Origin of the sequence: Corallococcus sp. AB049A (assembly GCF_003668885.1) — a bacterium.
GTDB classification, from domain to species: domain Bacteria; phylum Myxococcota; class Myxococcia; order Myxococcales; family Myxococcaceae; genus Corallococcus; species Corallococcus interemptor.
Genome location: NZ_RAWL01000050.1, coordinates 1 through 24,858, shown reverse-complemented (window position 1 = coordinate 24,858; position 24,858 = coordinate 1). Strand labels below are relative to the sequence as shown.

The window sequence follows — 24,858 nt, the reverse complement described above, 5'->3', positions numbered from 1 at the left end:
TCACCCCAGGCGCGCGCGGCGCCGGCACAGGCGGGTCAGGAGCGCCTCGAAGCCGGCGTAGGACAGCGGCAGCAGCAGGGCGAAGAGGAGGGTGACGGCTGGGAGGGCGGGGTGCGCGAAGGGATTGCGCACGTGCGAGGCCATGGCGGCGAAGAGGCGCTGCGGCTCCGCGAGCACGTCCCAGCTGTTCCAGCGCTCCACGCGGCCCAGGTAGATGCCATAGCCACACAGGACGGAGGTGATGCCGACGAAGGCCCACGCGGCCCTGGCGCCCCAGCGCTCCTCCAGCCACCGCTTCCAGACCGCCAGCGACAGCAGGCCCAGCATCCACCCGGTGGCGGCGAAGAGGGCCAGCAGGACCGCGTCGAACCAGAGCGGGACCACGGGCCGCTGACGCAGGTGGATGAAGTCGGTGAGGAGGTAGGGCGCGTTGGGGAACAGCGCCAGCCACCCCAATGCCAGCGGCGCCAGGAGCCACGGCCGGTCCAGGCCCCGCACCATCAGCGCCCGCGCGAGCAGGGCCAGCGTGTAGGGCGCCCACGCCAGGAACAGGTTCCACGCCAGGAAGGCGAAGCTGGCGCGCTCGCTCCAGTCGAGCCGGAGGGCCAGCAGGTCCACCGCGAGGAAGCTGCACAGGATGGCGGGCAGCAGGCCATGGCGGCTGGGGACGGATGCAGGAGGCGGTCGGGACATGGTGGCGTGTGGCGGGCCAGCCGCGCACCGTGGCGGAATGGCCACGGAAGCCGCGGCTTCCGGGAAGGGCATGGACCCGGAGCGCCGTCGATGGAGCCCTCGGGCAGGCCCCTTGAGCAAGGCGCGGGCCAGTCCGCGCTATCCTCGCCACGGATTCACACGGGAGACCCATGTTCCGAGTCGTGCCGTTCGCATTGCTGCTGCTGGGGGGCGTGGCCTGCCGCCGTCCGTTGACGCCGGAAGAGGATCGCGCGCAGGCGCTCGACATCGTGCGCTCGCGCGTGAGCGTCGTGGAGCGGGAGGGATGCCCGGCGGACGTCGTCCCGGATCGTCCGGCGGAGAAGAAGGACTTCACCACCTACTGCGACAAGCGCTTCTCCTGGTGCGCGGAAGCGTGCTTCGGCTCGGACGTCACCGCCTGCTACAGCCTCGCCCTCGTCCTCCAGGACGACAAGCAGACCCGCGACTGGGCGGAGCCGCTCTTCTACCGCTCCTGCGCGCTGGGCGACATGTCGGGCTGTACGAACCGGGCCGCGGGCCTCCAGGTCGAGAAAGAAGGCGCCGCCTGGCGTCTGAAGTGTGTCGCGCTCACCTACGAGCGGACGTGCGCGCGGGGAGATCCCTGGGGCTGCGCCATGCACGGCCTCGAACTCGTCCAGGGCAAGAGCGTGCCGCGCGACCTGAAGAAGGCGCGTGAGGTGCTGGGCCGCGCCTGCGCGCTCGGCGATGCGGACCCCGCCTGCAAGGCCGCGAAGGGCCTGGTGTCCCAGATCGATGCGCACGAGCGGGACCAGGCACAGGCGCCAGGCACGAAGTGAGCCCGGCCTGGCGCCATGCCCGGCGCTCAGCAGTCGATGGAATACGACTGGGTGTCGCCGTTCGGCGCGTTGACCTGAAGGTTGTTGCTGCCGTTGAACGTCGACGTGAACGTCCCCTCGCTGGTCTGCACGGTCACCGTGCCCGCGGTGGGACACTGCCGATCACAGCGCTGGTAGCCGGACACCGTCGACGTCGCGTTGAGGTTGCCCCGCGTGGACGTCGACTGGCCATCCACGGTGATGCACCCGCTGCCCGCCTCCCATTTGACCGTGGCCTGGGAGTTGCGCGAGTCGAGGCGGTCGGGCGAGTAGCTGTTGGAGGTGATGGTCACCACGCGCTGGTTGCCCGTGGGCGGAGCGCCGGTAATCTGGAGGGACAGGTTGTAGGGCGCGCCGTTGATGGTGAGGCCGTTGGAGGTGGCGGACGCGTTCAGCTGCCCCTGGTTGTCCGCGAGCACCACCTGCACGTTGCCGGAGATGTCCTGGAGCGACACCGGCGCCGAGCAGTTGTCGAAGGTGTAGTTCACCGTCGCGCCCGTCGCGGTGGCGGTGGCGCAACCGGAGGGAGTGAAGGTGTCGCCGGCGCTCGCCGCGAGCTGCGCGGCCGCCGCGTTCGGGTCGGCCGGGAGCCCCTTCGCCTGCACCGGGAGGCTGTAATACCAATAGCCGTAGACAGGGTCGACCCAGGAATAGGTCCAGGCCGCGTCATACGACCCGTAGTACGGGTCGTAATAGGCATAGTCGTAGTAGTACGGGTCGTAGGTGCTGGCGCAGCCTAGCCCCGCGACCAGCGAGAGGATCCCCAGCATCCCTTTCAACCGTTTCATCCGCCGCCCCCTTGTGTGGCTTTTGGAAACCGGGGCCCAAGGTGGAAGCGGGGGGAGGGCGCGCACACTGACCCGTGGACCGACACGACTGCGCGGTGCCGGTCCACGGCGTCACATTCAGGGGCTCCAGCGCGCCTGGCGCATCACCCAGGAGCTGCCGCCGCGTCCGTCCCGCACCACGGCATAGAACGTCACGTCCTGGGCCGCCGCGCCCTCCGCCGGCTCCCACTCCACGCGGTGGCGTCCCTGCTGGCCACCGAAGTCCGCGCCGCCCGTCTCCGACAGGTTGAACTTCCCCAGCGTGGTGTACCAGGCGATCTCCCACGCCTCCTTGAGGTGCACGGCGTCCAGCCGCAGGCCGGGCACCACGTAGCTCTCCTCGCGGTCCGACACGTCCTCGGACGTCACCACGAAGGGGCCGGGGCCGCTCAGCTCCAGGGGCACCTCCTCCGGCCAGGGCACGTCATCCACCCGCAGGCCCGGAATCACCGGCTGCACGTTGGCTGTCATGCCCTCCACCACCGGGCACCAGAAGACCATCAGCTTCTGCGCGTAGACCTCCTCGTCGCCCGCCGTCACGCGCAGCACCAGCGGCATGCGGATGCCTCCCAGCCCCTTGTAGGCGTCCTCCTCCAGCACGCGCTCCAGCAGGAGCTTGTCCCCCGCGACCCGCGCCGCGCCGGGGCGGATGGGGAACGTCAGCTCGCCCGCGGTCGTGGTGCCCTCCGCGAGCAGCACGCGGTCCGCCTCGGTCGCGCACGTGCTGTCTGCCTGATCCGCGCACGCCCACAGCGTGTACTGGATGGGGCGTCCCTCGCCCGCGGGGTCCACCAGGAGCGCGCGGTACGTGACCTCCTCCGCGAGCTCGTCGAAGGCCTCCGGGGTCTGCTCGCAGGTGGAGGCGATGAGCTCCGGCTGCTCCGTGGAGACGCCGAGCACCCGCAGGTCGTGCACGTTCGACGGCTTGTCCTCGGGGTCGACGCAGGCGATGGCCGCCAGCCCCCACAGGAGCAGGACGCCGGTGTTGAGCAGGGCTTTCATGTCAGAAGCTTCCTTTCACGCCCACCACGGGGAGGATGGGAATGCCGGGCACCTCGTACTCCCGGCGCTGCCGGTAGTCGTTGAACGTGAACTCGGTGTTCTCCGCGTTGTAGATGTTCTGCACGTCCAGGTAGAGCCCCAGCGTCCAGCTCTGGAACTGCCAGCTCTTGTCCACCCGCACATCCAGCTGGTGGAAGCCGCTCATGCGCGCGGACGCATAGGGCCCGTACACGCCGCTGAAGCGGTTGCGGTCCACCTGGTACAGGTCATACGTGTGGTTGAGCGGCGTCGTGGGGCGGCCGGTGGTGTAGCGGAAGCGCCCGCCCAGCTCCCAGCCGTTGCCCAGCACGTAGCTGCTCACCAGCGTGAGGATGTGCGTCTGGTCGAAGGGGCTCAGGCCATACGCCGTGTCATCGCCGGTGGGACCGAAGCCCCCGAAGCCTCCCCTGCCTTCGGGGAGGGGACCCGCGCGGCCGTCCAGGGACTGGCTGAAGGTGTACGACAGCCAGCCGGACCACTTGTCCGTCGCGGACGCGCGCTGCTTCTTCACCATCACCTCCAGGCCCAGGGCGCGGCCGATGCCGTCGTTGGAGTACGGCACCTGGAACACGCCTCCGCCCGGCAGGGACAAGAGCTGTCCGGGCGCCACGATGTTGCTGAAGCGGCGGTTGAAGAAGCCCGTCACGTCGACGTTGAACACGTCCGTCAGCCGGTGCTCCACGCCGAGGCTGCTCTGGAACGCGCGCTGGTAGGAGAGCTCCGGGTTGCCGTACGGCAGGGGGATGAAGCGGAACGTCTCGCCCGGCTGGCTGTAGAGGCCGAGCGAGCCCTTGAGCTGGGTGCGCTCGGTGGCGTTGAAGGCCACCCACAGCCGGGGATCCAACGCCACGTTCCGCGCGTCGCCCGCGCGCTGGTAGTTGGCGCGCAGGCCGGGGGTGAAGACGAACTTGCCCGCCTTCAGCTCCGCCTCCACGAAGAGCGCGCCGTCGAAGGACCCCAGGCCGATGTGCTCCACCAGCAGCTCGCCCACGGACTCCGCGCCGGGGAAGGCCACGTACTCGAAGTTCTCCGGGGCGGGGAACTCCACGTCGAAGGTCTGGTGCTCGAAGACGAGGTCCAGGCCCGTGCGCACGCTGAAGGTGGGGGACAGCTCCAGGCCCAGAACCTCGCGCGCGCCCACCGTGTAGCTGGAGCCGTCCTGCTTCGCGCTGCCGAACTTGAAGCTGGTGCCGTCGTAGCCCACGTACGGCGTGAAGACGGAGGTGAAGTTGCCCTTGCTGTACGTCCAGTCACCCTTGATGCGGTGGAAGAGGGTGTGCGTGTCCACCGTCAGGTCCCGCTCCGTCTCCGGGCCGGAGGACACCAGGCGCAGCTGATCATCACTGCCGAAGGCCATCACGTAGCCGGTGCTGCGCGCGCCGCCCGCCCGGGCCCGGGCCTCCTCCTCCGTGTTGGCGCCCCGCTTCGCGCCGAAGTCCACGCGCAGCTGGTAGTCCCAGTACTTGGGCACCACGGACAGCGTGCTGCCCTCGTTCTTGGGGAGCACCGCGGGCAGCAGCGTGTCGATGTACGAGCGCCGCGCGGCGGCGGCCACGCTGACGCCGTCCGTCACCGGCGCCTCCAGGAAGAAGCCCGCGTCCAGCAGGTCCACCTTCACGGAGCCATGCAGCGTGTCGGCGGCGCCCTTGCGCGTGCCCACCTCCACGATGCCGCCCACCGCGCGGCCGTACTGGCTGGCGTAGCCGCCGGGGAAGAAGTCCAGCTGGTCGATGAACTCGGCGTTGACCACCGAGGGGCCGCCGAGCAGGTGGAAGAGGAGGGGGATGCCGACCCCGTCCATCATCGTCGCCGTCTGGCCGGGGTTGGAGCCGCGGACGATCAGCTGGCCGGAGATGAACGGCGCGCGCGCCACGCCCGGCAGGGTCTGGATGACGCGGATGGGGTCGCCGAAGGTGCCCGGCGTCCGCTGCGCCTCCTGGCGCGTGATGGTGCGGCGCACGACCTCCTTCTTCGGCCGCTCGGAGCGCACGACGGTCTCCAGCGCGCCGCCCTTGGGGGCCAGGTAGAAGTTCACCTCCGTCGTCTCGTCCTCCTGCAGCAGCTCCTTCGTCTGGTAGAGCTGGTAGCCGGACGCGACCACGCGCACCGCGCACTCGCCCGGGGACACCTCCAGGCTGAAGCGGCCCTCCTCGTCGGAGAGGGCCTCGGGGGCCTCCGGGTCGTCACCGCAGCGCACGGTGGCGCCGGCCACGCGGGAGCGGCTGCCACGGGAGATGAGCTGTCCCTTGAGCGTGGCCTTGCGAGCGGCCGGAGCCTGCTGCTCCGGCCCGGGGGCCTCCGGCTGCGGGGCGTTGAGGGTGAAGTGGTAGACGTACTCCACCTGGACGGGCGCGGGCACGCCGTCCACCTCCGCGGGAGAGAAGCGGAACTGGCGCACCGCCGCGATGGCCGCCTCGTCGAAGCCATGGCCCGCGGGCTCGGTGGGCAGCACGTCCGTCACGGCGCCGTCCGCGCCAATGGTGATGATGAGGCGCACGGAGGCGGTGACGCCCTCCGCGAGTGCTTCCGGAGGGTAGGCGGCCTCCACCTGCTGGAGCAGCTCCGGAGGCTTCGTGATGACGGGCTGGGCCTGGGCGGACGGGGCCGCTTCCGCGGGCGGCGCGCCGTCCTGCGGTGCCTGCGCCAGGGCCGGAGAGCCCAGCAGGAGCGAGGCCGCGGCGAGCGCGCATCGGGCGTTCAGGTTCGGGGACATGGGGCGCGGAGCATACGGGATGCGGCGTCCGGTGCCGCACACCCGAAGCGATTCCCCGGCCTGAATGTCACGGGTCCGTACCGGCCGTCATGTTCGTGCGCGGGACGCCTGCTTGCCCCTGGCGGGCTTCTTCGCGGCGGCCTTCTTCACGGCGGCCTTGCGCGCGGTCTTCATGCGCTTGCGCAGGTGCTCCACCCACGCCCCACGATGCTACCGCGCCGCGGGCGCCCGGACGTAGCGCCAGAACGTGTAGCCCGGGACGCGTGCAAGCGGCTCGGTCTCACGGAGGAACCGGACGGCGTGCAGCTCGCGCTGCTGGGGCTCCTCCGGCTCCCGGTCGCCGTCCGAGCGCACCCAGACGAGTGCTCGCGCGCGCCCCACCTCCACCAGGTTGAAGGGCGAGCGCTGGTAGTGGCGCGGGTCGGGCAGGGGCATCGCCTGGGCCTCCAGCGGCTGGAGCGCCGCCAGATGGAAGACATCCCAATAGCCGCCCATCAGCAGGGTGCCCGGGGCCACCCGGGCCAGCGTCCGCGCGGCTTCGAGCGCCCGCGCGTGGTCCTCCCTCGGGCGCGACGGATGCGTCCACGCCCACACCAGGGCCACCCCGGCCGCCGCCACTCCCAGCGCACCCGCGATTCGCGACACCCGGGGCGGCAGCCACGCCGCCAGCTGGTGCAGCAGCAGCGCGCCCAGGCCCACGAGGAGCAGCAGGTGGGCCAGCGCGAAGTAGCGCGCCGCGAAGTCGTTGTTGCGCACGTGGGCCACGGTGACCAGCAGCGCCAGCTGCCCCAGGGCCGAGATTCCGCACGCGATCGCCATCCAGGCCGGATCCGGCAGCTCCGCCCACGCGGCCCGTCCCCGCCGCGCATGGCGCACGAGCCACCGCCCCGCGAGCAAGAATCCCACGAGCAGCAGCCCGCCCAGCGGCAGCGGCCCCGACCACAGCGAGCCCAGCACCCGGCCCGCGTTGTCCCAGAGATGGCCCCGGTCCAGCCCCACCGACGTGCGGTACTCCTGGCCGTAGGTCCGGTTCGCGAAGCGGTGGTACAGCCGCCGCAGCTGCCGCTCGAAGACGCCGCCCACCGTGATGGGCACCGCCGCCATCCCCCACGGACGCCAGCCCTCCAGGCCCCGGAGCCAGGCACGCGGCAGCTCCACGCCCCAGATCACCGCCAGCACGGGCAGGCTCGACGTGGACACCCAGCAGGCCAGCGCCGCGGTCACCGTCGCCGCCACGCCCCAGCCCCACCGGGACGGGCGCGAGCGTGCTTCCAATAGCCGCCGCAACCCCAGCCAGGTCCACGCGAGCATCGCGAACTGCCAGCCATAGGGTTGGGCGCCGTCCAGCACGTGCGTGCGCACCTCCGCCGGTCCCGCCAGCGCCAGGGGCACCGCCACGAGCATCCCCGCCGCCGCGCCCGAAGCGCGAACCAGCCGGGCCAGCGGGAACGCCGCGCTCCAGCTCACGATGATCAGCGCCGTCTGGAGCCCGTCGGGGGACCAGTTCCGGCCCCCCACGAGCCGCGCGAGCAGGAAGGGCCACGCTCCGAAGCGGTCCTGTCCCAGGTAGTACGCGTGGAACAGGTCCACCCGGGCCGCGCGCGCCATCAGCAGCGGGATGGCGGTGTCGGAGCTGTACGACGGGCCGCTCTCCAGCCCCGGCCGCAGCAGGACGAGGGCGAGCGCCAGCGACAGCGCCCATCCCAGCAGCGCGAGGACTTCCGCCGGGCCGCGCTTCATTCCCGCACCTGGCCGCGGGCGGGATGCGGGGATGGATGCGCGGAGGAGGGAAGGGGCAGGGAAACCATGCGCGCGGGAGGATGCGTCAGGAGCCCTCCCTCGCGCTGCCTAAATCGTGGGGAAGGAGCGGCCATCCACGGCGTAGGTCTGCGCCACCTCGAGCTGGCCGCCCCGGGGAATCCATTCCGGAACGAGGAAGAGCGAGCGCCAGACATTGAAGACGTCGACGACGACCCCGGGGGCGGAGTCGCTGGGCGCCTCATCCTTGCTCTCCAGCTTCTTCTTCACCTGGGCCTTCTGCTGCAGCTTCTTCTGGTTCTTGCTGCCCATGACCAGGATCGGCGGCGTGACGTAGGGGGCGTTGGGCGCGGCCTTCAGCATCTCGCAGACCGCGGGCCCCAGCAGGGCCACGTCCTGCGAGACGAAGAACTCCGCTGTCTTCGGCTTCTTGCCATCCGGCAGGTGGCAGACACGCATCAGGTCCGGAGCGGTGACGCGCATCCGGAGGTACTCGATGTCGTCCGGAAGGAAGTGGTCCCACGAGAGCACGTCCACGCCCATGAACGCGGCGATGTCCGTGGAGCCGCTCCGGCCGCCCACGAACTTCACCCGCTTCTCGCGGCCGTAGGCGGAGTTGGCGACCTCGCGCCAGAACGCGGCCGTGCCCCGCCACCGGTCGAGCTGACTTCCGATGCCCGCGACGTCGAAGAGGTCCTCCACGGGCGATTGGGTGTTGCTTGGCGCCTCCAGCTTCCGGGGGTGCGCCTCCGTGAGCCACTTCGGCGCGTCGCCGGACTGCAGCTTGAACCGGTTCCCCATCACCAGGAAGTAGGCGCCGGGAACCTGCGAGACCGCCGTTGCGATGTCCTTGAGCCGGTCGGCGTCCAGGTTGTGCTGGGGGTTGTAGCCCTCCATGCGTCCGTTGATCAGCACCACGGTGGTGATGCCCTCCCTGGAGGAGAAGAGATTGTCGAGCCACTCTTTCGCGCGCCGCTTGATCTTGCGCTCCTGTTCGTCGCTCAGGTCGGCGCAGAGGCCCAATTGCAGCCGCGTCCGGACGTCCGCCAGTCCCTGGGTGGCAATCTCCCGCAGGATGACGGAGGTGCTCTGGTAGATGAGCCCGACGGGAAGACCCAGCCGCGTCTGCGTGGTGTTCCGGTGCTGGTAGGCCTTGGGCTTGCCGTTGACCTTGCCCTCGACCTTCTCCAGCTTGACGCCCGTCACCCGTTCGCACCGGTCCCCCAGTCTGATGGCGTGGTAGAAGGCGTCGATGGAGGGCGCGGTCTCCACCTCCTTGGAGTCATTGCTCACGGTCAGCACAACCCGCACCCGGGGGTTCAACACCATGGCCGCGGCGGCATGCCAGGTGTCTCCCGTGTAGTCCCCCGGGTGGCTGATGTAGAGGGGGCCGGATCCGCTGCGCTGCTCCGAGTCGAGGGTTTCCATGTCGGCGTCACCCTAGCCCCGCTCCAAGCCCTGGCTGAAGGACCCACGACGTGCCCAGGCATGCGCCTATGCGGCGCTGCCCGGGACGAGGATGACGTCCTCGTCCTGCTCCAGGTGGTACGTGCCGTCGGGCTGCTGGCATCGCTCGGCATGCGCGCGGATGCGTCCGTCGAGCGTCCGCGCCTCCTCGGGGCTCATGGCCGCCAGCTGCGCGGCCGTGAAGCAGCCTTCCAGCACCAGGAAGCGGCAGAGCGTGTACATCTCCTCGAAGGTCTTCGCGGCGAACCCGCTCATCGTCGCCAGGCTTTCGTGCGGCAGCTGCTTGCGCCGCAGCTCGTCCACGACGTGCTCGCTGAAGTACAGCGTGTCGGAGAACTCGCGGCACATCGCATGGGTCGGTCCGCGGGCGGCGGCCATCACGATGAGGCAGGTTCCTCCGGGGCGCACGAAGCCCCGCAGTCTGTCAATGAAGCCGCCCCATTCCGAGACAGGCACGTGGTACAGGACGTGGCAGCAGATCACCAGGTCATACCGGTCCTGGGATGCGTATTGCTCGAGGGAGACCGGGAGGACCTTCGCCTTGGCGTGGTGGAAGCCAGCGCTCTGCTCGGGATGGGGTTCCAGCAGCGTGAGCGAAGCGAAGAGCGGCGCGAGCTGTTCCGACACCTTGCCCGCCCCGGCGCCAACGTCCAGCAGGGTGGGGCGCTCTGAAAGCGTGGGAGACAGCCGCTCCGTGACGATGCGGTGGATGTTCTGTGGATGCCGCGCGGACGCCGCGAGCAGGCGGAATGCCGTGGCGTAGTCCTGCGGTGACATTGTGATTCCCATGACGCCCCTCGGTTCCGGGATGATTGCCAGGGAAAGGCTATCACCCCGGCTCCTCAGGGGCTGGGAATGCGGCTACCGCGCCGCCTTGCGCTGGCCGCCGACGAAGGCCGCCAGGTGCTCACCCGTCAGCGTCGACTTCGCCTTCACCAGGTCGGCCGGGGTGCCTTCGAAGACAATCCGTCCGCCGTCGTGGCCCGCGCCCGGACCCAGGTCGATGATCCAGTCCGCGTGCGCCATCACCGCCTGGTGATGCTCAATCACGATGACTGACTTGCCTGAGTCGACCAGCCGGTCCAGCAGCCCGAGCAGCTGCTCCAGGTCGGCCAGGTGCAAGCCAGTGGTGGGCTCGTCGAGCACGTAGACGCCACCTTCCGTCCCCATGTGCGTCGCGAGCTTGAGGCGCTGCCGCTCGCCGCCGGACAGCGTGGTGAGCGGCTGGCCCAGCCGCAGATAGCCCAGCCCCACGTCGGCCATGCGCTGGAGGATGGCGCTCGCGGCGGGCGTATGCGCCTTGCCGGGCCCGAAGAAGGCGACGGCGTCCGAGACGGGCAGGTCCAGCACCTCGGCGATGTTGAGCTTGTTGAGCCGGTAGTCCAGCACGGACGCCTGGAAGCGCCGGCCCTCGCAGTCCTCGCAGACCGTGCTGACGCCGGCCATCATCCCCAGGTCGGTGTAGATGACCCCTGCGCCGTTGCAGGTCGGGCAGGCGCCCTCGGAGTTGGCGCTGAACAGGGCGGGCTTCACGCCGTTGGCCTTCGCGAACGCCTTGCGGATGGGCTCCAGCATGTCCGTGTACGTGGCCGGGTTGCTGCGCCGCGAGCCCTTGATGGGCGTCTGGTCGATGGACACCACGCCTTCCCGGGTGCCCACCGAGCCGTGGATGAGCGAGCTCTTGCCGGACCCCGCCACGCCGGTCACCACCACCAGCACGCCCATCGGGATGTCGACGTCCACCTTCTTCAGGTTGTGCGTGCTGGCGCCGCGCACCTTCAGCACGCCGGACGGCTTGCGCACGGACGGCTTCAGGCTGGCCCGGTCGCTCAGGTGGCGCCCGGTGAGCGTGCCGCTCCCGCGCAGCCCCTCCACGGTGCCCTCGAAGACCACCTCGCCGCCAGCGGTGCCCGCGCGGGGGCCCAGGTCCACGACGTGGTCGGCGATCGCGATCATCTCCGGCTTGTGCTCGACGACGAGGACGGTGTTGCCCTTGTCTCGCAGCCGCAGCAGCAGGTCGTTCATCCGCTGGATGTCGTGCGGGTGCAGCCCCACCGTCGGCTCGTCGAAGACATAGGTCACATCGGTGAGTGACGAGCCCAGGTGGCGGATCATCTTGGTGCGCTGGGCCTCACCGCCCGACAGCGTGCCGGACGGCCGGTCCAGGCTGAGGTAGCCCAGGCCAATCTCCACGAACGAGTCGAGCGTGTGCCGCAGCGACTTGAGCAGCGGCGCGACGGAGGGCTCCTTCAGGTCGCGCACCCACTTCGCCAGGTCGCTGATCTGCATCGCGCAGGCGTCCGCGATGTTGATGCCCTTGATCTTGGAGGACCGCGCGGCCTCGCTGAGCCGGGTGCCCTTGCACTCGGGGCAGGGCGTGAACGTGACGGCGCGCTCCACGAACGCGCGGATGTGCGGCTGCATCGCGTCCACGTCCTTGGACAGGAACGACTTCTGGATGCGCGGCACCAGGCCTTCGTAGGTGAGGTTCATCTTCTCCACCTTCACCTTGGTGGGCTCTTTGTAGAGGAAGTCGTGGCGCTCCTTCTGGGTGTACTTGCGGATGGGCTTGTCCGGGTCGAGGAAGCCCGAGGCCCCGAAGATGCGCACGAGCCAGCCATCCACGGTGTAGCCGGGGATGGTGAGCGCGCCCTCGTTGAGCGACTTGCTGTCGTCGAACAGCTGGGTCAGGTCGATGTCGCTGACCGTCCCCATGCCCTCGCACTTCGGACACATGCCGCCGGTGACGTTGAAGACCTTCTTCTCGGTCTTGCCACCGCCCTTCTCGACGGTCATCTCCCCGGTCGCGCGGACGGACGGAACGTTGAAGGAGAAGGCGTTGGACGAGCCGATGTAGGGCTTGCCCAGGCGGCTGAACAGCACCCGCAGCATGGCGTTGGCATCCGTCGCCGTGCCGACCGTCGAGCGGGAGTTGGCGCCCATGCGCTCCTGGTCGACGATGATCGCGGTCGTCAGCCCTTCCAGGACGTCGACCTCGGGGCGGCCCAGCGTGGGCATGAAGCCCTGCACGAACGAGCTGTAGGTCTCGTTGATCAACCGCTGGGACTCGGCCGCGATGGTGCCGAACACCAGCGACGACTTGCCCGACCCGGAGACGCCGGTGAAGACGGTGAGCCGCCGCTTGGGAATCTCGATGCTGACGTCCTTGAGGTTGTTCTCGCGGGCGCCCTGGACGCGGATCAGGTCATGGCTGTCCGCTGCGGTCTTGTTGGAGGCGGTCATGGGTCCATCTATCCCGCAGCTGCTCAAATAGAAAAGGAGTCAGTGCTTGTTCCGCCAGGAGCCCTTGTGCCACTTCATCACGCCGATGTCGGGCAGGATGAAGTTGGCCTTCAGCGACTCGTAGTCCTGCTGGTCGAGCGCGCCGAAGGACCACATCTCTCTCTGCAGCAGCTCATAGACCTCTTGCTCACGCCGGCTTCCGGACAGGACGTCCTTGAGCATGCCCATCTGGACCGACAGCGTGATGAGGTCTCCGATGATTTGATCGCGTCTTTCCGACGCGAGCGCCTCGGGGGCTTTCGCCTTCATCTCGGTGATGAAGTCCAGATAGGCCTCGAGGCTGGCCCTGGCGATGGCGTTCCCCTTCCTGGCCCACGCGGCCCAGAAGTCCACGCTCGGCGTCATGACCGGGTGCGTGGACGTATCCGTATCCTTGATCCACGGCTTGGCGCCCGGGTAGAACTCGCGCCCCTGGCCAATCCTCGCGAACTTGATGCCGAGGGTCGCCGTGGTGAACTCGTCCATCGGCGTGATCTTGCAGGCGTCCTTGAAGCGCCTGGCCTTGTATTTCATGCGCTGCATGCCGCCCATGGGCGCGGTCGTCGTGTCGAGGTAGTGACCGCCGGCCTGGTACAGCAGGTAGAGCATCAGCACGTCCTTGACCGCTGAGAACGCGCGCTTCGCCGTCAGCCAGGCGACGGCCTCCGCCAGCTTCGGGAACGGATTGGCCGGCAGGGTGTCGTGATTCATGTCGGCGTCGAGGCCCTGGATGACGACGCCGGGCAGGGCCCCGCCGAAGGCGGTGGCGTGCTCGGCCTTGCACCAGAGCTGAATCGAGACAGTCGTCCCGCACTCGGTCACCATGGCCTGGATTCCCTCGAGCCCGCTATCGGGCACGGGCCCCCACCAGATGTAGTGCAGCCGTGGCGCTCGCTCGGCGGCCACCGCCTCCGCGTGCATCCGCGTGGATTCCTCCGCGAGCCGCGTGACGCGCCGGTGCGCCATCGCCGTCGGCGAAACGTTCCCACGGACATCGTCGAGGGCAACGATGATGTCTGGGAACTGGACCGTGTTGCCCTGCGCGCGGATGTCGTTGAAGACACGGAAGCAGATGTCTTGATCGCTGTCGGTCGGGCTCGCGGTGCCGAGCACACCCCTCACGATGGTTTTCAGGGCCTCGCCACGGATTCGCATCCGCCGAGGCTACGGGGCCGCGTGGAAGGAAGACAAGCCGATCCGCACGGAGAGCCTGTGGAGAGGAGGCTCGGTGGTGTCCGTGACCCGCGTCACGCGGAACCAGAGCGGCAGGCTTTCATCCTCCACGAACGTGTTGAGCACATGAGGATCTCCCGCCTCGCGACGCGGCCTGGCGACCTTCGCGGAGGCCGTGGGAAGACATTCAAGGAGTCGCGCGACAAATCGCCGGTGCTCCTCCTGCAACTCGTCTTCGGAAGTGAAGTCATCACTGCTGCAATGAACCCAGGTCCGCGTCTCGCTCGCTCCCACCCGGCAGTGCTCGGCGTCGGGAAAGCCTTCGCGCATCTCCCACAGGCGCACCCCGGAGGTGGTGCTTTCCTGGGGCCGGCCCCGCAGGTTCTCGAAGCGCTGGTGGGCGGATGAAATCAGGTCGTTGACCTCCTGGCAGGATGGGGCCTTCGTGGAAGGCGCTGGCGCTTGAGGTGGGCCTGTGAACTCGCACGCGAGCAGGTCCATGTCTTGACCAGGAGGGTAGGGATACCGCACGGATGGCATGCGCTTCTCATCCGCCGTCCACTCCAGCGTCGCGGCGAACCGATGAATCTGTCCCGGCCCCAGCTCGAACGGGAACATCCGGGACCTGTAGGGCTCCCATTGCTCAGGCTCGCTCTCCAGCTTGGACACCGTTCCCATTGCGACCTGGAGGTTGCAGCGGACGGGACGGTCACAGATGTTCTTGTAACGCTGCGTCTGCGACATCACCGGGGGATCTCCGTCCCGGATGTAGACCCGCTGATCGGTATCCTCTTCTCGAAGGCGAAGGCACCGCGCCGCTGTCGGATCCGCCTGGATGAGGGGACGAGGGAGCGATTTCGTGGAGCCACATGGGCCGGGAAGAGGGTGTGCCATCAACTGCGAGGTGTGGATGAGGGCGGCCCGCCAGCCCTTGCGGCAGTTGTTGTCGCTCGTCTGCTGCGCGAGGTCCATGTCCCAGCAGAGGCCCATCCAGCGGTTCATGAGCACTTCAGCCCGTTCCTGCCATCTCGCCGCTGGATTCTCGTCGGAGTAGCTCTTGCCCGGAGCGTAGTGCGCCTCCTTCGCGAGCAATGGCTCGAGCCGCAGCTGGTGGTGGGCGAAGAGGATCATCGGGGCGATGAACGCGTGTGGAAGGGCGCTGTCCTTCCGGGCCAGCCAGTTGAAGGCCTTCTCGTCACACGCAATCTCCCGGGTCAATTCGTCGGCATCCGCGCTTTCGCCGCACGACGCTCCTTGGGTCAGGTGCGCGAGTTCATGGGTCATGGCGAAGGCATAGAACGCCAGGCTGTAGCCCTTCACGTCCTCCACTTCCTCGAGAGTCACCTCCCGCTTCGGCATGAGGAAGGGCTGGCAGCTGTCGCCGCCGTGGTTGTCGATGGCATCCAGCCACCGGGAGAAGCTGGCATCGGGGCGGGCTGCCCACGCTTCAAGCTGAAGGCCTGAAGGGTTCTCCTCCTTCAATGCCTGCTTGAGGGACTCTCTCTCCGCCGTGTAGATGCTGGCGTAACCCTCCACCAGGTCGGCCAGGGCCGTGCTCATCCGGATCTCAAGGCGATCGTCGGTGTGAATCGTTCGGAGCCAGGGGACCTGACTCCAGGTCACGTAGAAGCGGACGGACCTGCCAGCGCTGGCACAGCCTTCACCTCCGCAGACGATGCTTTCCGCGAAGAGGAACGCCCGAACCAGCCGGTCCGGAAGCCAGCCGTAGGTGAAGCCGATGGCTCCCTGGACATTTTTGTCGCAGGCGCTGTCATCCCACTCAACGCCTTCCTGGGTCTGGATCTCGACGATGATGCAGTTACCCCGCCACAGGAACGTGATGCCGTCCGGCCCCTGGATCACGCGGGGTTTGACCGGGGCGGCGGCTGTCTGGAGCGGTGCCGCCGCTGGTGCCTCGTCCCGGGGCCGGGTCGCGCAGCCGAGTAATAGCGCCAACGACAGGAGAAGGACGCGAGGGAGCGGGGGCACTGTCAAAGAATGCCTCGTGCGACCAACCGGCGGCGAAGGCAGTTCGCGGGGATGCCTTCGTTGTACACGGCGCGGAGCGATGACGGGTCACCGCTGTGGTGAAGGGCGACGAGGGTTGTCAAATGGAGATCGAAGCACGGTGAGCCTGAGGAACCCGGCTCCGTGTTGGTCCTGTACCGGACGCGGTTCCCACTCCGGTTCAATCCCAGGATGGCTTCCGTGTCGATGGCGACCTGGAGTGGGCGGCCCTGCGGGTGCTGCAGGATGACGAGTGGATCGCGTGCCACGAGGGGAAAGGTGTCCGGCAACGAGATCCAGCCGCGTTCGCCATCCGGGGTGACATCGTTGCCGACCTTTTCGGACAGACGCAGGACCGCGTGATCGAGCTCGTCGTCCGTAGGGTCCCGGCGCTTGGGATCGCTTTCCTCATCCACGGGGCTGTGCGGGCTGAGATCCACCTGCCAGTCCGCTGCGAGATGGCAGGGACGACCCGCGCCCACGGCACGTCCGCCGTCACTTCGATAGTCGAAGACGCAGGTCAGGTTCGACGGGCTCGCGGCCCTCCTGACCAGCTGCTCGATGACATGATGGTTGGTCATCACCAGGTCGGGCCCGATCAAGAAGCCGGTTCCAACGGGCTGCCCGGAGACGTCGATGCGGCAGATTCGCCGCTCCAGCGACACCAATCTCTGGCGCCAGGCCACCGGATCCAGAAAGGGGTTCTGCCGGGTGATGACCTTCTCAAGAACGCGCGGCGGGTTGTTCCCGGTGACCTCCAGCACGCGCTGATGCTCCAGTCCTCGCATCAGGAGCAGCCCAACGGCTGCGGAGGCGAAGGCACAGGCCAGAAGCAACGTCCCGGCAAGCATCGCTCCCGCGAAGCGAACCTCCGTGTGCCCCCAGCACGCGAGGATGTTCTCGGGCGGCCCCAGGTCCTTGATGCAGGTTGCGTCGGTTCCCTCGCACAAGCAGGACGGCAGTCGCGGGCCCAACGCCGTCAGCCAGAGGAAGACCCTGCCCTGGTAGGAGACGGGGACCTCCGCCCGGGTCGCCCACCCGAAGGCGCCTGCGCTGAGGACGGTCAGCGCCAGCAGCCAGTTCATCATGGATCGGCGCCACCGGGGCGTCGCGCGCCCGAACCCCCTCAGCTGGATGGCCCCCGCGCCAATGGCTGAAACCAACACGATCCACCCCGGCAACCAGTTCCGGAAGTCGTAGGGCTCGGGTCCCTCCGGAAGCAGCGGCGCGGTCAGGTATGAGAAGCCCATCCCCAGGAGCGCTCCCAGCAGCATGCCCCACGCGGTTTCAGCCCCCCGGCCCCACCTCATTCGAGCGCGCATTTCGAAAGGCCTGCCTTGGAGTTCTCGACGAGGACGCATCGGATTCTGGGGGCGTCGTAGTCCGAGAGATTGAACTTTGTTTCGAACGGTTTGTAGCCATCCGCCGACACGGAGAGCTGGTAGTTCCCCCGGAACATGCTGGGGAAGGTGAAGGCCGTCCACGCAGGACCGAAAACATTGGTCGCGGCGACCGGTCGCAGCTGCACGATTGCCTGCGGGGAGCTGCGGACCGTGACATCAATCAGCAGGGAGAACTTCTCGGAGTCGCGGGCCCATGCGGTGAGTTGCGACTGAAGGCCGGATATCGCGCTTGGCGTGTAGATGGGGGCTGATCCGTAGCATTCCGAGGTACTGGGCGCGGGCAGGGCTGGAAACTCGCGCTCCGCCGCGGCTCGCGCTTCCGCGGTTTCGGCTCGTGCGCCGAAGGCGGCCAGCGACTCGTTCCGGATGCGATTGTAGGACTTGCGGACCGTGGAGGCATCGAAGGCCTTCTCATTCTTGCAAGGGCCACTCAAGCTTGACACCTTCACCTCGGGAAGCTCTTGGAGCGCTTGGTGGATGTGTTGCTCGTTCTCCGCGAGCTCCGCCTTGAGCTGCTGAGAGAGTTCGATGCGCATGGCCACCTTGGACGCCTGGGCCTCGGCCACGTTGTTGTTGGCTGCCGAGGCCTGGGAGCCGGCGGATGCACAGGACAGCAGCAGGAAGGCAGCCGCTATCACGAACAGGCGCCCGGCATGCGTGAGGCTCTTCACCATGTCCATGCATCGAGCAGATTCGCTGTGCGCGTGACGTGTCAAGCAGGCCACGGCGCCGGATGCGAGGTAGTCTGCCCGGCATGCCGCTGAAGGTGATGACGCTCAACGTCCTCATGGGAGGCGAGGAGCGGATGCCGCTGCTCCTCACCCTCATCGCCCGGGAGAACCCGGACGTGCTCGTGCTGCAGGAGTGTCTGGGCTGGGAAGACGGGGAGCGGCTTCGTCAGGTCGCCGCCGCGCTGGGCCTCCTCGCGACGGATGCCCACGTGCGGCTGGGCACCGCCCGGCCTCGTCCGAGCGGCAACCGCTACCACGTCGCCATCGTGAGCCGCCTGCCGGTGCGCTCGGCCCGAGCCCACGCCAACGCGCACTTCATCGGGCACTGCCTCCTGGAGTGTGAGCTGGAGACAGGCGCGGAGCCGTTGACCGTCTTCGCGGCCCACTTCGACTCCCACCAGGAGGGCCTGCGCTTCGTGGAGGCGCGCTACCTGCGCTCGCTGATTGAACCCGAGGCCTTCGGTGCAGGGGACTTCCTCCTGGCCGGGGACCTCAATTCGCTGTCGCGCGCGGATCCCTATCCGGTGGACCTGGCGGACCGCGTCCGCCGCGCCCGGATTGACAAGTATGGCCATCCGCCGCGCTTCGACGTCATCGACGACCTGGAGGGCTTCGGCTGGGTGGACACGCTGCGCCTCAAGCCGGGTTCGTCCCAGTGGGCGACCGCCCGGCGCGAGCGCGAGGGGGAGGTCATCGACTTCCGCACGGACTACGTCTTCGCCTCGCCCTCCCTGGCCCGGCGGCTCGTCACGGCGCGGGTGGTGGACGTGGGCACGGCGTCGGACCACCACGCGCTGACGGCGAGCTTCAGCCCAGCTCGTGGCGCTGCAGGGACTCCGCCGACTTGACGATGGCGTCGCGGATCTTCCCCTTCAGGCTGGCCTCGTTCTTGAGCACCTCCTTGAGCGCGGCCGTCTTTCCGTAGAACACCCAGGAGGAGGAGTGGCTGCCTCCGCTGGCGGTCGCGACCCGCACGTCCAGGTAGCGCTCCTGCTTCCCCGCGTCCCCGCTCAAGGGTGCCAGGCGCAACTCGACGTCACCCACGCCCTTGACGAGCGCGCCGGCCGCGAAGTGGGTGCTCAGCGGGGTGAAGGTCCCCGTGTCCGGCACGCCCGTGCGCGCGCGCTCCGTCAGCTCATGGAGCGCGGTGGCGATCACCTGCTGCAGCTTCTGTTCACTCAGGACGACCTGCATGCGGCCCCTCAGGGGTTCTTGTACCGGGCCTTGATCTCCGCGATGGAGCGCTCAAGGGCCTGGATCCGTTCGACGCTCAGGACCTTGTTCAACCCGTCCGGCAGGGGTGGCGGCTTGGAGGGCTGGCCCAGCTCCATCGCGCGCGCGTGGATGTAGCTCTGGTTGAGGTACTCCAGGTACTGGATCCGCTGCGCCTCGGTCATCGCGGCCATGGCGGACTCCACCGGCTTGACCAGCTTCTGGAGCTCCAGCACCGCGGCCTCCGGCACGTTGCGCACGAGCGGCTTGCCCAGCAACACGTCGTAGGGGATGTGCTCGGCGTTGGCGATGTTCAGCACCTCCTTGCCGATGATCTGCAACTCTCCCCGGACGCCATTGGCGTGCTTCAGGTACGCGCACACCACCGTGTAGCCGCTGTCCATCAGCTTGGACTCGTTGATGGTCAGGTCCTTGCCGGCCTGCTTCGCGGCCACCTGCAACATCTCCAGGTGCTCGGCCGTGAAGTAGGGTTTGCCGTCCGGCCCGTGGAGGTTGTTGATTTCGGTGACCTCCACCTCGCCCTTGCGGATGGCCTCCGCGAGCCGGCCCACCACGCGCTTCATCGCCGCGGGGGACGTCTCCGACAGGATGAGCCGCGTGCCAATGGCATCCCAGAGGTTGGCGATGGCCTCCTGGACGGTGGTGACCTTCGCCCCGAACCGATCCACGGCGCGCTGCAACCGGTTGGCCGCGGAGACAGGGTCCTTCGCGCGCGCCTGCACGCTGCCCATGTCCTTGAACACCTTCGCAATCAGGTCGCGCGAGGGCTCCAGCTCCTTCGAGTAGCGGGGATAGGCCTCCTCCGCGAGCCTCTCCAGGGGCGGGCTGGGTTTCTTGAGGCGCTCGCGCAGACGGCTGGCGGCCTGGCGCGGGCCGGGCAGGGGAGACTTGCCCTCGGTGTAGTTCGTCGAGCGCTCCTTGAGCCACGAGGACAGGCGGGTGGAGCCGAAGGCCTTCTCCACCGCGGTGCCCTTGAGCGCCTTGAGCGCGGCGCCAGCGCCCTTGGCCGCGACCCACATGGCCAGCGCCTCCACCAGGACGCCCGCGAGCACGCCGATGGTCTCGGCCAGCTCGCGCGCCGCCTCGTCCAGCCGCTGCGCGTTCCCGCGCGCGTCCCACACCTTGCCGAGGAACTTCCCGAACGCCGCGCCAATCTTCTTGAGCGAGTCGAAGACCCACTTGGCCAGGAAGGCCAGCCCCACCCACTCCAGGAGCGCGAGCCCCACCTCGAACCCCGCGGCGGCACCGGGAGCGGCGCCCGCACCGCCCGCCAGCGCGCCCAGCGCGGCGCCCACCGCCGTGCAGATGGCGAGCAGGAGGATGGCCCCCACCGCCATCTCCAGGAGCGCGATGAGGACGGTGCGCAGCGCCTGCTCGACGTGCTTCGCGACGGCCTGGGGGATGTACTGGAGCGACAGCCGGATGGCCTGGGCGATGTCGTCCAGCAGCTCGCTCACCCGCTGCAGGCCGGACGCGATGCCCAGCACGTCCAGCGTGTTGAAGCTGTACGAGCCGGAGTTGATCGTGCCGCGCAGCCCCTGGGCGAACTCCTTGCTGGGGATCCAGATGTACGTGTCGGCCTTGAACTCGAGCGACTTCCAGCCCGCCGTGGTGTTGGGGATGGCCCGCCGGTTGACCTGGGCGAGCACCGCCACGAAGAAGCGCAGGTCCGCGCCCCACGCCCGCGCGATGTCGCCGTAGTAGGCCTCCGCGATGGCGATGGCCGTGCCCTTCACGCCGCTGACGACGCGGTGGAGCCGGGCGTTCGGCTCGGGCATCGGGTGGCGCGGCGCGGACCAGACGTAATCACCGGAGACGAAGCCCACGCGTCCGTCGCGGGTGCTCACCGACAGCCAGCCGCCGGGCATCTGCGCCACCACCTGTACGGGGGTGTTGAACGCCAGGGAGCCGAGCACGTTGTCTCCCTGCTCGGGGCTGGAGCGCAGCTGGAGGGCCGGCGTCTTGTTCCACATGACGATGCCCACGCCATGCGCCGGCGGGATGGCAGCGCCCGTGGGGAGCACGGGGGCCACGGACTTCACCAGCGCCACGGCGTTGGTGCGCGTGAGCCCCACGAGCTTCCCCGTCCTGAAGGCATCCGCCAGGCGCTGCTTCATCACCGCGTCGGCGGGCCACGTCGCGGAGCTCGACGGCGAGCAGGCGGTGTACATCTCGCGCACGGCCTGCCGGTGGGTGCGCATCCAGCCATCCAGGCACATCGCCATCACGGCGGGCGCGACCCGGCGGCTCGCGTCCTTCGCCTCCGCGTCGTTCCACAGGACGACGACATAGGAGGCCCCGCCGCCGGAAAGTACCCACTGCTTCGACATGGCGTCCCTTCAGGTGACGGGCGCGAAGGAGCCTATCCAGTTGGGGGAGGGCGGACCAGGGGCCGGCTCACGGCTGGGCCACGCCCGTGTCGTAGGCCTTGAGGACCGTCTGGGCACAGGCGCGGGATTTCTCGCCGTCGCCGTCACCGAACTGCCGGTTTCGGGCCAGGACCATGTAGCGGGTCCTGGCGGCGTTGACCCAGGGATAGAAGCCGAAGGCTCCCGCGGACGAGTGGCCCGTCACGGTCCACACGCCGTTGACGGTCTCGCCCTCAATCCAGTGCCCGAGCCCGTAGTACGCCTCTCCGCCGGACCACGGCGTGGAGGCGACGTCGGGGCCGCCGGGCCAGGCGGGTACGGCGTCCACGGTCAGCTTGGAGGACAGCGCGTACTGGTTGTTGAGCAGGTTCAGCAGGAAGACGCGGTACTGCGCCGCGCTGCCGGAGAAGCCTCCCGCCACGGCGACGTCGCTGTCGGACTCCGGGAAGGTGGTGCCCAGCAGGGGATTGAGCCAATCCATGACGCTCAAGACGCCCGTGCCCCTGCGCACGGGGATGTCGTCCAGCGCCAGCTTCTGCATGTGGCCGCCGTTGTAGAAGAACCGGCCGTTCTGGAGCAGGCGGTAGGTGACGTCCTTGAAGGAAGGCCCGTAGCACGCCGACACGGTCGTCCCGGCGGCGTCACACAGGGTGGTGTTCTCGTCGAGGTAGCCGCTGGTGAAGTTGAGCCGCTTCTTCTCGGCCGCGGTGAGGTTCGCGTACCCCTTGGACTGCACGTAGGCCCCCGCGTACAGCCACTTGCTCGCGGACGCGATGGGCATCACCGTGGTCGCGGTGACGCCGCTGCCCTTCGAGAGGCCATGGAGCGGCCCGGCGCCATTTCCCAGCTCCCAGTAGAAGTTCCCGAGCGGCTTGCAGCTCGCGGAGTTGTTGGCCGTGTCCAGCGCGGCCTGTTCATACACGGTGAGGGCCGCACGGGACGTCCCCAAGGCCGCGTCTTCGCCTGCATCCGGCGCTCCACAGCCGCCACCGCCCAGGGTCCACAGCGTGCACGCCCAGAGGAGCTGCGTCGTTCCACTTCGCTTCATGGGTGCTTCCTCCCTTCGCCTGAGGGCGACTTTCGTTCATCGTAGCGCCATGGAATCCATGCATGCGCGGACGAGGAGCGGCGCGGGCCGCACGCAAGCGGCGTACACCCTGTGGCAGCTGAACCACGCGCGCTTCCTGCTGGCGTTCGTGAAGACCCTCGGTCCGCTGATCCTGCTGAGCGCCGTGGCGTTCACGCTCCTGGTGAGCTGGCCGAGGTTCGACGTCTGGGCCTTCATGAGCGGGCTGTTCTTGTCCGGCCTCCTCATCGGCATGGTCGGAATCCTGTACCTGGTCTTCAAGATCGATGCCCGGGGGTCGACCTACTGCAAGGACCCCGTGATGGAGCTGGCTCCGTCCGAGGACGACCTCACCGCGCGCGATGCGTCCGGAGCGCTCCTGGGAAGACTCACCGACGGCACCCTGCGGGTCGTGCGCGTGAACCTGATGCGCGGGAAGCAGGGCCTGGCGGGCGCGCTGCGCGTGGATCATGCGAAGGGGTCCGTCTGGCTCAGCCCCTACCAGTGGATCGGCGCATGGCCGGGACTGCGCGCCGACTCCGCCCATGAACCGATTCATCTCGTTGAGGATCCCCTGTTCGACGCGTTGATGCGGCTCGCGGAGTAGTGGGGGCGGGAGCCGTCAGAACTTGAAGTTCCATCCGGCCAGGTGCCGCAGCTCGCCAGCGCCGGAGGTGGGGATGCGGTCCGGCATGGGCTGCTTGTGCGCGGGGACAGGCACGTCAGTCGCGATGCGCTTGACCCCGGTTGTCTTGTCGAGCCCGGGTGCACCGGTGTCTCCAGGATGCCTATGCTTGCACCCTGACGCTGCATCCAAGCGGTACGCTGCGCGGGCTTCAGCTCGCTCGGGGGGACGCACCATGGCGGAGACCGGACTCGTCGCGAAGCTCACCATCCGTCTGCGCGGCTACGTGTCGCCAGACACGGACTCGCAATTCGAGGGCTACGTCGAGCCCGGCACCTACTTCGTGCTCGAATACAAGAAGGGCTTCCCGACGCGAGGCACCGACTATGCGCGGCTGGAGGCGCCCACGCTTGGCGCGCTGGACACGTGGATCTGCACGCGCTGGAAGTCGCAGACCTACGCGAAGGTCGTCCCGGAGAAGAAGCCTCCGCCTGTGAAACGGCGGTCCTTCGACGACGACCCCCTCGCCGTGCCCGAGTCGGCGCTCGTCGGACTCCTGAAGGACTTCACCGCCTACCATTACGACCTGGACCGGGCCTACTACCCGTGGATGCTCCCCGGCATCCGCGTCCCGGTGGGGCCTCCGCGGCAGAACAACTGCTGCACCTTCGTGGAGGCGTTGACCGTGAAGGCCTTCGCCGACACGCACGGCGCGGCGTTCAGCTGGGACGCGCGCAGGCACCGGCAGATGATGGTCGCCTCCGCGGAGGACTACTTCTCCCCGGTCACGGCCGCCATCGAGAGCGGCATGGCCATCCTCCCTGCCTCCGAGGAGTCGCCTCCCCACCCGTGGACGCTCATCCAGGGCTGGCGCAAGCAGTGGGACTCCGGCCACACCTTCCTTGTCGTGGACCACCACGTCCAGACGGACAAGGTGCTGGTGCTGGAGTCCAATGCCTATGAAGGGCTCAACGGGGTCGGCTTCCGCAACCTCGGCAACCTGAGGGACCTGGGCGTCGACCTCCTGGGCAAGAAGCCGCTGGGCGCCTGGTGGAACCGGAGCGACGTGTGGACCTGGCGTCGCATCTGCTCCACCTACCTGTCGCGGAAGCAGGCGTGGTTGAGGGTGAAGGACCGCAAGCTGTCAGGGTTCTGAGTCCTTCCAGCAGGGGTCACGCCTCCCGAGGCCTCAGCGCGTAGGCGACGTCCACGAGGCGCCGGAACTCGGCGTCGCTCATCTTCAGGTGCCGGGCGGCGGCCTCCAGGTCCTCCGGAGGGAAGGCGCGCATGGCCTTGGGGGTGAACCAGTTGAAGAGGGTGACGATGCCGCGCACCAGCGGCGAGCGGGTGAGCACGGCCGTGGGCGGAATGACAGCGCCCTTCACCTTCGCGCCCTGGTCAAGCGCCTGCTGGCGCTGGAGGGCGTTCGGGCCATGCCCCTCCGCCACCACGAGCTGTGCGCGCATGGTGGCGATGTTCCGGCCGACCCTCTCTGCCAAGGTGAGTGAGACAGTCCGTACCCAGCAGTTTAGTGTGCAGGGCGACCCAGGCAGGGACGATGAATCCGGTGGTGGAAGAGGCTCGGGTCAGGGAGACCGAGGTGGTGGAGAAGG

The 24,858-nt window shown here is 68.6% G+C and carries 20 protein-coding genes; 4 read left to right on the top strand and 16 right to left on the bottom strand.

What is annotated here, in order from left to right:
* The gene (locus D7X55_RS08145; protein WP_120546642.1) at positions 1-693 is read right to left on the bottom strand and encodes a DUF1361 domain-containing protein; all 693 of its coding nucleotides are present in this window, start codon (positions 691-693) and stop codon (positions 1-3) included.
* A 170-nt stretch (positions 694-863) separates the two neighbouring features.
* On the opposite strand from D7X55_RS08145, the gene D7X55_RS08140 reads away from it, so the two are divergent.
* Positions 864-1,511 (top strand): tetratricopeptide repeat protein, encoded by a 648-nt coding sequence (locus D7X55_RS08140; protein WP_121722717.1) that lies wholly within the window; start codon positions 864-866, stop codon positions 1,509-1,511.
* Between the two features lie 26 nt (positions 1,512-1,537).
* Here the strand turns inward: D7X55_RS08140 and D7X55_RS08135 are convergent, their stop codons facing one another.
* From D7X55_RS08135 to D7X55_RS08085, 11 genes are all read right to left on the bottom strand, one after another.
* Complete coding sequence (locus D7X55_RS08135) at positions 1,538-2,338, bottom strand: hypothetical protein (protein WP_147470051.1); 801 nt, start codon at positions 2,336-2,338, stop codon at positions 1,538-1,540.
* Between the two features lie 117 nt (positions 2,339-2,455).
* Positions 2,456-3,379 carry a hypothetical protein gene (locus D7X55_RS08130; protein WP_121722715.1) on the bottom strand — a complete coding sequence of 308 codons (924 nt, stop codon included), beginning with the start codon at positions 3,377-3,379 and terminating at the stop codon, positions 2,456-2,458.
* Position 3,380: 1 nt separating this feature from the next.
* Positions 3,381-6,131: a TonB-dependent receptor gene (locus D7X55_RS08125; RefSeq protein ID WP_120546578.1), complete on the bottom strand. Its 2,751-nt coding sequence runs from the start codon at positions 6,129-6,131 to the stop codon at positions 3,381-3,383.
* A 210-nt stretch (positions 6,132-6,341) separates the two neighbouring features.
* On the bottom strand, positions 6,342-7,871 hold the full coding sequence (locus tag D7X55_RS08120; protein WP_121722714.1) for a hypothetical protein: 1,530 nt from the start codon (positions 7,869-7,871) through the stop codon (positions 6,342-6,344).
* A gap of 108 nt (positions 7,872-7,979) precedes the next feature.
* Positions 7,980-9,317, bottom strand: a complete 1,338-nt coding sequence (locus D7X55_RS08115) for a hypothetical protein (protein ID WP_121722713.1) — start codon at positions 9,315-9,317, stop codon at positions 7,980-7,982.
* Positions 9,318-9,383: 66 nt separating this feature from the next.
* A complete protein-coding gene (locus D7X55_RS08110) occupies positions 9,384-10,145 on the bottom strand; it encodes a bifunctional 2-polyprenyl-6-hydroxyphenol methylase/3-demethylubiquinol 3-O-methyltransferase UbiG (protein WP_120546575.1) in 762 nt (253 codons plus the stop codon).
* 72 nt (positions 10,146-10,217) lie between these two features.
* Positions 10,218-12,599: an excinuclease ABC subunit UvrA gene (locus D7X55_RS08105; protein ID WP_120546574.1), complete on the bottom strand. Its 2,382-nt coding sequence runs from the start codon at positions 12,597-12,599 to the stop codon at positions 10,218-10,220.
* Positions 12,600-12,638: 39 nt separating this feature from the next.
* On the bottom strand, positions 12,639-13,793 hold the full coding sequence (locus tag D7X55_RS08100) for a hypothetical protein (protein WP_147470050.1): 1,155 nt from the start codon (positions 13,791-13,793) through the stop codon (positions 12,639-12,641).
* Positions 13,794-13,802: 9 nt separating this feature from the next.
* The gene (locus D7X55_RS08095) at positions 13,803-15,674 is read right to left on the bottom strand and encodes a hypothetical protein (protein WP_121722711.1); all 1,872 of its coding nucleotides are present in this window, start codon (positions 15,672-15,674) and stop codon (positions 13,803-13,805) included.
* A 128-nt stretch (positions 15,675-15,802) separates the two neighbouring features.
* Entirely contained in the window at positions 15,803-17,092 is a 1,290-nt protein-coding gene (locus D7X55_RS08090) for a serine protease (protein WP_158626335.1), read from the bottom strand.
* Positions 17,093-17,124: 32 nt separating this feature from the next.
* Positions 17,125-17,895: a carboxypeptidase-like regulatory domain-containing protein gene (locus tag D7X55_RS08085; RefSeq protein ID WP_147470049.1), complete on the bottom strand. Its 771-nt coding sequence runs from the start codon at positions 17,893-17,895 to the stop codon at positions 17,125-17,127.
* 59 nt (positions 17,896-17,954) lie between these two features.
* Here D7X55_RS08085 and D7X55_RS08080 point away from each other — a divergent pair, with 59 nt between their 5' ends.
* Entirely contained in the window at positions 17,955-18,800 is an 846-nt protein-coding gene (locus tag D7X55_RS08080) for an endonuclease/exonuclease/phosphatase family protein (RefSeq protein WP_233609692.1), read from the top strand.
* Here the strand turns inward: D7X55_RS08080 and D7X55_RS08075 are convergent.
* The 3 genes from D7X55_RS08075 to D7X55_RS08065 form a co-directional block, all read right to left on the bottom strand.
* Positions 18,760-19,146 (bottom strand): hypothetical protein, encoded by a 387-nt coding sequence (locus D7X55_RS08075; protein WP_120546568.1) that lies wholly within the window; start codon positions 19,144-19,146, stop codon positions 18,760-18,762. The genes D7X55_RS08080 and D7X55_RS08075 overlap by 41 nt on opposite strands.
* An 8-nt stretch (positions 19,147-19,154) precedes the next feature.
* A complete protein-coding gene (locus D7X55_RS08070; protein WP_120546567.1) occupies positions 19,155-21,515 on the bottom strand; it encodes an SH3 domain-containing protein in 2,361 nt (786 codons plus the stop codon).
* 67 nt (positions 21,516-21,582) lie between these two features.
* Positions 21,583-22,602, bottom strand: coding sequence for a hypothetical protein (locus D7X55_RS08065; protein ID WP_121722707.1), 1,020 nt, complete (start codon positions 22,600-22,602; stop codon positions 21,583-21,585).
* Between the two features lie 58 nt (positions 22,603-22,660).
* Here D7X55_RS08065 and D7X55_RS08060 point away from each other — a divergent pair, with 58 nt between their 5' ends.
* On the top strand, positions 22,661-23,227 hold the full coding sequence (locus D7X55_RS08060; protein ID WP_121722706.1) for a hypothetical protein: 567 nt from the start codon (positions 22,661-22,663) through the stop codon (positions 23,225-23,227).
* 253 nt (positions 23,228-23,480) lie between these two features.
* The gene (locus D7X55_RS08050; protein ID WP_121722704.1) at positions 23,481-24,401 is read left to right on the top strand and encodes a hypothetical protein; all 921 of its coding nucleotides are present in this window, start codon (positions 23,481-23,483) and stop codon (positions 24,399-24,401) included.
* A 16-nt stretch (positions 24,402-24,417) separates the two neighbouring features.
* On the opposite strand, the gene D7X55_RS08045 is transcribed toward D7X55_RS08050, so the two are convergent.
* On the bottom strand, positions 24,418-24,711 hold the full coding sequence (locus tag D7X55_RS08045; protein WP_199746897.1) for an STAS/SEC14 domain-containing protein: 294 nt from the start codon (positions 24,709-24,711) through the stop codon (positions 24,418-24,420).
* Positions 24,712-24,858: the final 147 nt, after the last annotated feature.